The 10,110-nt window shown below is 37.0% G+C and carries 7 protein-coding genes; 3 read left to right on the forward strand and 4 right to left on the reverse strand.

The annotated features are described in order from the left end of the window. Positions 1-92: 92 nt before the first annotated feature. The 3 genes from RM368_RS36900 to RM368_RS36910 all read right to left on the reverse strand — a co-directional run bounded on the left by RM368_RS36900 (position 93) and on the right by RM368_RS36910 (position 5,122). On the reverse strand, positions 93-377 hold the full coding sequence (locus RM368_RS36900) for a hypothetical protein (protein ID WP_322698649.1): 285 nt from the start codon (positions 375-377) through the stop codon (positions 93-95). A 179-nt stretch (positions 378-556) separates the two neighbouring features. Continuing rightward, positions 557-3,250, reverse strand: a complete 2,694-nt coding sequence (locus RM368_RS36905) for an AAA-like domain-containing protein (RefSeq protein WP_322698650.1) — start codon at positions 3,248-3,250, stop codon at positions 557-559. Positions 3,251-3,259: 9 nt separating this feature from the next. Further along, positions 3,260-5,122, reverse strand: coding sequence for an AAA-like domain-containing protein (locus RM368_RS36910; RefSeq protein ID WP_322698651.1), 1,863 nt, complete (start codon positions 5,120-5,122; stop codon positions 3,260-3,262). A 447-nt stretch (positions 5,123-5,569) separates the two neighbouring features. Here RM368_RS36910 and RM368_RS36915 point away from each other — a divergent pair, with 447 nt between their 5' ends. The 3 genes from RM368_RS36915 (at position 5,570) to RM368_RS36925 (ending at position 9,138) form a co-directional block, all read left to right on the forward strand. Continuing rightward, positions 5,570-6,493: a fatty acid desaturase family protein gene (locus RM368_RS36915; protein ID WP_322698652.1), complete on the forward strand. Its 924-nt coding sequence runs from the start codon at positions 5,570-5,572 to the stop codon at positions 6,491-6,493. 368 nt (positions 6,494-6,861) lie between these two features. Next, positions 6,862-8,187: a hypothetical protein gene (locus tag RM368_RS36920; protein WP_322698653.1), complete on the forward strand. Its 1,326-nt coding sequence runs from the start codon at positions 6,862-6,864 to the stop codon at positions 8,185-8,187. Positions 8,188-8,310: 123 nt separating this feature from the next. Further along, a complete protein-coding gene (locus tag RM368_RS36925) occupies positions 8,311-9,138 on the forward strand; it encodes an aminotransferase class IV (protein WP_322698654.1) in 828 nt (275 codons plus the stop codon). Positions 9,139-9,486: 348 nt separating this feature from the next. On the opposite strand, the gene RM368_RS36930 is transcribed toward RM368_RS36925, so the two are convergent. Then, a partial coding sequence (locus RM368_RS36930) for a DUF3991 domain-containing protein (protein ID WP_322698655.1) occupies positions 9,487-10,110 on the reverse strand: 624 nt, incomplete at its 5' end.

Here is a 10,110-nt window from a genome sequence, read left to right on the forward strand (position 1 = left end):
ACCCGCTTTGAAACCATAAAGTGAGCAACTTGCTCATCTTATGCTTTCAGTGACATTTGCCCTAGAGCATAAACAACAACAATAGGAATATTTTATCTTGTATTCTTTAATAATCCATTTAATACAGGAACTGCTGGTGCTGCTGACGCACCAATATCACCAAGTACAGCAATTGTGATGATGTTAAAGTTTTCGTCTTTATTTTCGTCGAGGGCTTTGATAAGAGCAGAAACTGCTTTTGATTTGCACGCTACTAAGAATTTCACATCAGCGTTTTCGCCTTTATTTAATTGCTGAATGTGTTGTTTAATCTCTGTCTCGGTACATTGAGGTTGAACTGATGGAGTTTGAGCAAGTGCTGTTGCATTCGTTAACAAAGGTAAAGTTATAGCTCCTAAGGCAGCCAGAATGGGATAGTGTTACGGAAGCTGTCACCAGGGGCGATCGCACCTCTCTTACTTCTTAGTGTCTATCGCTGAAACTATTGCTGTATCTCATTCCTGCCTTTCCACTCTTTTGTTAAGAAAGATGCAACTAAAGGATAGCACGTGAATCCTTACATTTTTTCAACATTAGGATGCTCCCTTTGAAATTCATAACAGGGTTTTTCATCCTGTGTACAAAGTTTACTTTTAACTACTTTAACTATTACTGGTTTTTGTTTGCGTTCACCTTCCAAAAAATTGAGATCATCCCCTGAAGTTTCATTTGAATGAAGTTTAACTGATTTCAGGTTTTTTAATACAGTTTTTCTATTAGGATTAATAGATGAAGTTATGGCTTTAATGAAAGCTTTTGTTGCATCATAACTAGTAGCCGTTTCCCAGTAGAGTCGTTTACTCCATATTTTTTTTACTTTCTTTGTAAATTCTTTTTCTTGCCCATTATCATCTTCTTCAAACCAAGGTGGAGCCAGAATTAAACCTTCAAATGGCTGCTTCAAGCTTCTATCTCCGTACAAACCGTCTCCTGATAATAGCTTGAGCCTTTTTGAAAAATTTGGTATATTGCTTCGAGCTTGAGCAATTGCTAAAACGATATCATATAAGGCTGTATTTGTACAAAATATAGCTGCATCAGCTTGATATTTGACAACAATTTCTTTCACAACTTGAGAATAATAATTTTTTTCATATTTTAAAGTGAATTTACTCAAATCTATTGGTTCTTTTACAATTACTCCTCCTTTTTTTTTAAACTCTTTTTGAAACTCATCTCTTATACTTTTGCCATAAGAGCTTTCTTCATAAAAAATAGCAACTTGCCTAATTTTATCCTTAATAGCATAATCTGCCAAAGTTCTACCAATTGTTCTATCAGAAGCAACTGTTCTAAAAAAAACGTTACTACTCAATTCAGTACTAGTACTAGACGCAGAAATTATTGCTAGATCAGCTTTTTCGTAATTATCTAATACACTCTTAGTAGAACTGCTAGTATTATGTCCAATAACTCCTAGAACATTCTTATCTTTAATTAATTCTTGAGCAACTTCTTTAACCTGTCTTACATCGTCATTATCCTTAGCAATAATTATATTCAATAAACGATTAGCTTGCTGCTTGCTGTTAAATTCTTGCTGTGCTAAAGCTACTCCTTGCAATAGACTTATACTAGTACGTTTTTTATTATCTAAAGGTATAGCAACTGCTATAGTAAAAGGATTACCCTTCACCCATGCTTTTGAATTATTTTTATAAATCATTAATTCTGGATCATTCAAGTTAGCATCGCTAGCTCTTTGAAAAAATCCTTCAGCTTTATTAAATTCCTTTTGCTTGAATGCTCTCATACCGTTGAGTACACCAGAATTTTCCTCGCTTAGAAAAAAAGAACGTTCTCCTTGGCTAAATCGATCCGGATTCTTAATATAAGGAGTATTACTTAGCCATAATTGCCATCCGGACATTCCAGCTACAGTTATTGTCATAGTAGCTGCCCATAGCCATGTAACTTTCTGTCGATGACTTCGTAGTTTGTTTCGTTCTTCTCGACAAGCATTCAAGAATTTATAATCTTGATCTGTTAAACTTTGACTTTCTGCCCAACTTAGTGCATCTTGCAATGCATTTCCTTGTAATAGCCGTGATTTATCTTGACATCCAGAATTTAACCAAGCTTTCAATTGTTCAGAATAAGGACGTTGCTGTGCTAGTCTTTGCTCAACCCAAAACTGGTCAAAAACACTTTTGTAGATGTGATTATAAACTTTTAAACAGATCTGCTGCTTGACAACCAGGCCTGATAACCGTAATTCCATTTGCTCAGAACTACCATCACATGGAACTTCCCCTTGTTGTAAAATTTGCTGATAAAGGCCTAAAAGTCGAGCAGCACGGTTTTCATTACTCAACAGTCGATCTTGAATTGTTCTTAAATGCTCTGGCTCATCTTGAGTTTCCCAATTTTTAATTATTTTTGAGTTAACTAAAGCTTCAACGCAATTTTTTTCCTCACCAGTTTGTATCATAGCAACAGAGGTAATAACCAATTGACACAGTTTTTGGGTAAGAAAAGGTTGACCACTTGTCCAATTCAAAATTTCTTTTAGCACAGCATTGGGATTATCGGCAAATCCCTTGAGTCCTTGGACTAAAGGAGTTACTTCATGTAGCTGAAAACCTGTTAATTTAATGGTCTTACCAACATTGAAAGGGGTGCGTTTTTTGTTTTGAACTAAATCTGAAGGAGTTGCTACTCCTAATATGGCAAAGGAGAGGCGTGAGTAATCTGTTATGTCAGAACGTTTATTGTAGCATTCTCGAAGTAAAGCAAAAAAATCGTCTTTGAAATTTAAATTGAGAACGCTATCAATTTCATCGATAAAAATAACAATGTTTTTTTGAATCTCTTTTAATAGCACTTCCTCAATAAAAAAACTTAGCCGGTAGACAGGAGTAAAATCTTCATGTTCCCGCCACCAAGTTCTTAAATTCACCTTCAGCTTCAAGCTGTTTACCAGAGTGCCAAGTAAGCTTGCATACCAACGGTCTGGAGCCGCTTGCTGATTACCAAGTGCTGTAACGTCGATAACGGCACAGGCAATACCCTCAGCTTGCAGTCGCTGCATCGTACGAACTCGCAGGCTAGACTTACCCATCTGTCGTGAATTCAGCACATAACAAAACTCTCCTGCTTTCAGCTCTCTATAAAGGTCAGAGTCTGCCTGTCGCTTTACGTAGGTCGGAGCATTTGGTGGTAAGCTACCCCCAATCTGATATTTGTAAACGGAGTTTTTGGATGTACTCATAGATCAAGTTCACGTTTCCATCCCAGTAAGTGGTAAACGTTGTTTGAAATATTGGTGATACAAATCGCAGCGTGGTAACACATAATTACCTTCCTTCTTTACCATACCCATACTGTATAATTTAAATACCACCTTTGACTTTAATTCCACAGGTTTGTTTGCAGCAACTACCTTGTTAAATGCCGCTCCTAACTCTGGATACTGTTCCAGGTTCCACAAATGGCGTCGCAAATGATCACTATACACTCCGGCTTCAGTGGCAGCTGTCCGCAGCAATTGTGTAAGCGTGATGTCGTTATGAGCTATGTGATACATAGCTAACCGCACTAAATATGGGTGTCCGCCAACTAGGTTCATTAATTGCTGTATATGATTAGTTTCCCAAGCTAATCGATGCCGATCAGCTAAATCTTTTACTTGTTCAAAGCTGAATTCTGGTAAATCAATCGCTAGGCCTACATTGAACGGTGATTGATTGATGTTCATAGGAACATAAGCTTCTGTAGAATGCACTACTACTAAGCGAAGCTTTTTCCATATGTCGCTACTATGATCGCCATACTTAGCTTTTTCATACCAAGCTCGTAGAAGACCAAAAAAATCGTTGGCAATTTCTGGATATGAAACAATTCGATCAACTTCATCTAAAGCAATTACTACACAACTGTCAGTTTTTGCTAGTAAATAATCTTCAAAGTATGTAGTCGTGTTATAGCTGCTATCGAAGATATCGTCCCAATAATCAATTAACTGATTCACCAACCCCAGATTTTGACCTATGCAAGCACAGAACCAACGTAAGAATCTATCCAGACTAGTGAAAACTTCAGATGAGGCAAGTTGAAAACTCAGAGGAACTGTGCGATAGCCTTGCTCTCTTGCGTGGTATAAAATCCGTGCCATTAATGAAGTCTTTCCCATCTGCCTGGGTGCTTTAATACGGATCAGGGCACCTAATTGCAAAACCTCCTGGTAGCAGCGAGTTTCGATTGGCGGACGTTCTATATAAAAGGCAGAAGCAAGTCCAACTTGACCCACAGGCAGTTCTGGTTCTGCCATTGGCAAAGGGAGTTCTTCTGAAATCCCTGCTGGCAAACACGAGACTGCTGGCAATATTTCTAAAGATTTATCTATTACTTGTACTTGGCTTACTGCTAGCAAACTTAAAATTGCTTGAACCAGTTTTGGAGTATCCGCAGATGTTCTCCACTCCCACCCTTGAATTCCCTGTAGGTAGCCACGCAGATCATGGTTTAGCACCATATTTTCACCTATATGAATAGGTACAATCTGTGGTTTGTGGTTCGGTCTAGCATTATATAACTCCCTAGCTCGCCGGATTCCTTCAGTGACCATTTCGCTGACAGATGCTTGGGGAGATAATAGGATTATCAAGCAATCACACTGTTCTAGTTCTTCATCGAAGCAGCGTCGCCAGCCCTCTTCACTCTCCTTCCCCATGAACACTTTTTTACCCGATGCTTTCAAGCCTTCACTTAATTGCTGAGCCACGCTAGAAGATGGTTCTTGTGTGCAATAACTGATAAAAACTTTATTGCTATGCACGTCCTGAATCTTCCAATTAGCTGTTGTCTGTATTGGATCTGAGCTTTTTTGGGGAGGATACCACTCATGGGGAAAAACAATATCTGTTGGTGCTAGATTTAGAGCAAAAGCGATTTTTTCGATTGCATCTCTTTGTACCTTATATCTCCAATGAGGATTAAGCAATCGCTTGACTTGATCAATACTTACACCTGCTTGAGTGGCAAGATCTTCTTGGCTGTAACCTTTTTCGTTTATTCTTGCTTGTAGCTTTATCACGCCTTCATTACTGGCGAAAAAACCACGGCGTCTACTTTTCGGAGTCATGATAATACTCCATTTCATATTTTATTAGCTAGAAATTTCGATAATTATACCAGTTTATCATATAGGAATTAAATAAGCTTAAGTAACTGCATTTAACTGCATTGGATTACAAGTAAGAATACATGAACTCATCATAATATACTGTTAAGTATTTTTTAGATAAAAATATATTTTTCCTATTTGTATTTAATTGCATTTAAACTCTCTGGTTGATAAAAGACTAATGCATTAATTTAATTATTACAGGGGATTAAAAACCAACTTATTTCACGTCAATAAATTAGAGTTCAGTTTAAAAACAATAACTGCTAGGAGAAGCAGGCTAATAATCATGGCTATAAATAATAATTCTTTTTCATTTCAATCATGTAAATATAATTACTTTCCTAAGTTTCTAGAAGCAAATTAACGCCTCGTTTATTAACCCTTTGTATTAGGAGTAATCAAATGGAATTGACAAATGCATCTTCTAATAAAAGCAGCACTTTCAAAGGTAAGCTTTATACCTTGATCTTCTTTACTACTATCTTTGTAATTGCAATCTTGTTGACCCCAGGACTCGCAAAACTCATACCGCAACTTCTTTTAGGAGCAATGTTCGCTCACAGCCTTGAACTCGCTCATGAGCTAGGTCATCATGTACACTTTCGCAATGAACGCCTGAATCGGCGAGTAGGAGTATTACTAGCACTGCCCATGTTAGTTTCCTATTCTAGTTATAAAGCATCACACGGGCATCATCATAAAGCTTTGGGTACTGCTGATGACAAGGAGAGCTTTGCTTATGACTACGACCAAATTACGACTATTAAAGGATTTATTTATCACTTATCGATGGTGAACCACTACTGGAGTGCTTTGAGGAATATGCGAGCAGCTGTGTTTGGTGAAGTAAGAGAGAATGTACCATCCCAGATTGCTTGGCGTATTCGTAATGAATTCCGTTTAATGGCTGGTTTAATCATTATTATGCTCACTTTGTCTGTCACCTTGCAAACCTCGTTTTTTCTAAATGTCTGGCTTCTTCCTCTGCTGTTAGGTACTGCACCTATACATGCTTTAATTGAATTACCAGAACACTTAGGTTGCGATAGTAGTACAACAAATGTGTTCAAGAATACTCGAACTATTAGAACTAATAAGTTTGTTGAATGGTTGGTAAATGGTAATAATTGGCATGTAGAGCATCACGAAAATCCAGCAGTACCTATGGAATATCTTCGTGAAAGGCACAAGCAGCTTGCACCTAAAATTGAGCATTTAGAACCTTCCTACCGAGAATTTTACAGTAAATTATTTATAGATTTGATTAGTCGAAGTTTTAGAGTGAAAGTAGGCAAGCCGCATTTTAAAAATAAAAATTACGCTTAATATGAATTAGAAAGAAAACGGGAGAAGTAAGAAGATAAAAATTACTGCCAGTTGATTAAAAACTTCTCCCATAACTAGCATAAACTTTGAAATGCTGTAGACGAGAATCTTTATAGTGGTAGATAAAATCAGTATCAAAACCAATTAAAAGGTACAACAGTTTTTAAACTAAGATTCAAAGCAAGCATGAGTGAGTGCCACATTTTTTATTAAATCAATTTAATTATTATACATTTATTAGTTTTTCGTAATTCTATGCATACAAGACTTTATTAAGATTCATATTTATCTAAATAATTGCTTAAACTAATTATTATTTTTTCAAACGATTACTAGTTTTTCCATCATTTACTCTCAAGAAACTAACCATGAATCACCATATCATCTCCCGTAAGCTACATTTATACAATGAAAAAAACATCGAAACATTACCTCAAATTAGTCATTTATCTTCACAGGAAATACTAGCAATAAAAATAGTATCTCAAATACTTCCATTCCGAACTAATAACTATATAGTAGAAGAATTAATTGATTGGAATAATGTTCCTAATGATCCGATCTATAGATTAACATTTCCACACCAGGATATGCTACCTTATGAAGATTTTAACTATTTAGCTAAATTACTAAAAAAAGATACTCCAAAAAAAATCATTAATGAAGCTGCTAACAAAATTCGCTCTCATCTGAATCCTCACCCTGGTGGACAAAAAGAGTATAATATACCCTCTCTTAATTCCGAGCCTGTACAAGGTATCCAACATAAATATCCAGAAACTCTTTTAATTTTTCCTACTGCTGGACAAACTTGTCATGCTTACTGCACATTTTGCTTCCGCTGGCCACAGTTTGTTGGTATAGATAATTGGAAGTTTGCTACTCGTGAATCAGGGCAATTTCAAGAATATATTAAACAGCATCAGGAGATAACAGATATTCTTCTGACTGGTGGCGATCCCATAACTATGAAAGCTTGGCAACTAGCACTTTATATTGAGCCATTATTAGACCCAAGTTTTGAACATATTCAAACTATTCGTATTGGTACAAAATCATTAGCCTACTGGCCTTACCGATTTGTAACAGACCCGGATGCTGATGAAATTTTGCGCTTATTTGAAAAAGTCGTTCAAATGGGTAAGCATTTGGCCATTATGGGTCACTATAACCATTGGAAAGAACTCGAAACTCCAATAGCTCAAGAGGCTATTCGACGTATTCGTTCTACAGGAGCGCAAATTCGTACTCAAAGTCCTTTAGTTCGCCACATTAATGATCGAGAAGACGTTTGGATGAAAATGTGGCAAACACAAGTTCGTTTAGGCTGTATTCCCTACTATATGTTTGTAGAAAGGCAAACAGGGGCAAAAGATTATTTTGAAATACCACTGTCTCGTGCGTGGGAAATTTATCAGAAAGCTATTCAAAAAGTATCTGGCTTAAGCCGAACTGTTCGAGGTCCTGTAATGTCGGCTTTACCTGGAAAGGTAGTTATTGATGGCATAGCTGAAGTTAATAATGAAAAACTTTTTGTGCTTTCATTTATACAGGCTCGCAATTCTAATTGGTGTAAACGCCCCTTTTTTGCTAAATATGATGCATTTGCGACTTGGTTAACATCATTGACACCAGCTTTTAATGAAGAAAAGTTTTTCTACGAAAACCAACTGAAACAAATGCTCAGTACTTAGTTATTTAAGACTGAAAAATAACAAATTAATAGCTCTCTAGAGAATATTTATTTGTTAGAAACTTTTACTATTACTTTCTAGTTTTGGATACTAGTTATCATCTGATTTTAGGAGGATTATCAAATGAGGATTTGTATTAATGGAGAATTTTTCAATCCTAATGATGCGAAGATTTCTGTATTCGATCATGGACTTTTATACGGTGACGGAGTATTCGATACGATCGCTGCTGTTAACGGACATATTTGGTGGCTTGACGAACATTTAAACCGACTGCTTGAAGGTTGTAATTCTATCTTTTTACAACATCCTTGGTCAAAAAGTGAGCTAACAGAGCTTACTCATGAGACGTTTCGTTTGACGGGAGGAGATAGAGGACGAATTCGCATTACTATTACAAGGGGAGTGGGCGATATACCTAGTTACTGCTTAAGTAGCTGCCAGCCAAATTTAATTATTTTTGTAACACCTCTTGATTTTCCTCAAAAAAATATATATCTAAAAGGAATTTCTTTAAAATCTATTAATTATCATCGTGTCTTGCCTCAAGTTAAAAACCTTAGTTTTTTACCTTCAATTATTGGCTATGAAAATGCTAGAAAGTCTGGCTTTAATGATTCAGTATTTGTAGATGATTTTGGCTATGTTCGTGAGGGAACATCTTGGAATATTTTTCTGGTTACAGAGCAAAAAATGATAACACCAAAAGACTCTATTCTAGTTGGTGTGACACGGAATAAAGTAATTAAACTTGCAGAAAGCCTGGGCTTTGCTGTGGACATTAAGCCAGTTAAACTTGAGGATTTTTACTCAGCTAAAGAGGTTTTTATAACAGGCACTACAAAACGTATTCTTGGGGTTACACAGATTGATAATTTTTTAATTGGTAGAGGTAGTGTTGGAGAACATACACAAACTCTATTTGACGAATTTCAAAAAGTTTTTTACTAAGCCACATCTAGGCGTAGATATAGCGTAGCTGACACAGGGGGCAAACTAAACCGTGTAGTTTTAAAAGCTGCTAGTGTTTAGAGGTGAGATTTTTTCTAAAGTCTTGTCCTGCATTAGTTTCAAGCTTTTGATGTTCCAAGGTGATGCCCATTAGCACAATAATGTACTCAGAGAGTTTACATTGTCTTAATTTCGAGTATTTAAGAACTCGTTGCGAATCATGCGGCAACGCGGAGTCTTCGGGGCGGGTTCTTTGAACTTGTCGGCCCCACTGTGATCGTGGAAGCCCGTCCCGAAGACCGCATGAGTCGAGCGACAGCGGCAACGAGTTCGATCTGCACATTCCAGTTACAGGCTGAAACCACGCTCTCTAGTTTTCTGTTTTTCTTGCTCCTCTCTGAGATGAGCTTCTAATTCCTGACTCCAATCAGGATTATGGGTTTTGAGCCTTTTACCCTGTGGCAATAATTCTAAAACTGCACTAGCTGCGTTATTCCCCTGCTCATCATTATTGAATGCGACAACAACCCTATTGAAACTCTTGAGAAATTCCATAGGTAGGTTATTCGGGTCATCAGCTACTATCAACATGGTTCTAGTTGGTGGTAGCCCTTTGCAACTTGAGATCAGGTAGGTGGCTGCTGACATCGCATCAATCGGTGTAGAACACAGAAACACGTTTTCTACCTTGTCCGTTGGTTGCCCTCCCAATCTCAGATAAAACCAACCATTTTCTGTAGAAGTGTTTTGGTCGTACTCCACAGTGCGATGATTTTCTCTAGGCTTTGACCAAATTAATGCGCCAGTTTTTTCACCATCTAAATCACGCTTGATAAACAAAATATTTCGTTGCTCATCCATGTAAAGCAACTGATTATTATGTAATCCTTGCGAAATGTAATCTGGTATATAGCGTTTCTCGCTTAAGTACTTGTGTAATACTTGCCAAACAACTTTATCCTCTGGTGGTGG

The sequence above is a fragment of the Nostoc sp. DedSLP03 genome (assembly GCF_034530815.1).
Lineage (GTDB): Bacteria > Cyanobacteriota > Cyanobacteriia > Cyanobacteriales > Nostocaceae > Nostoc.

Bases quoted from the DNA above. Each gene is read 5' to 3' on its own strand.
- RM368_RS36920 (WP_322698653.1), top strand. From the start codon at position 6,862: ATGAATCACCATATCATCTCCCGTAAGCTACATTTATACAATGAAAAA.
- RM368_RS36925 (WP_322698654.1), top strand. From the start codon at position 8,311: ATGAGGATTTGTATTAATGGAGAATTTTTCAATCCTAATGATGCGAAG.
- RM368_RS36910 (WP_322698651.1), bottom strand. From the start codon at position 5,122: ATGACTCCGAAAAGTAGACGCCGTGGTTTTTTCGCCAGTAATGAAGGC.
- RM368_RS36915 (WP_322698652.1), top strand. From the start codon at position 5,570: ATGGAATTGACAAATGCATCTTCTAATAAAAGCAGCACTTTCAAAGGT.
- RM368_RS36905 (WP_322698650.1), bottom strand. From the start codon at position 3,250: ATGAGTACATCCAAAAACTCCGTTTACAAATATCAGATTGGGGGTAGC.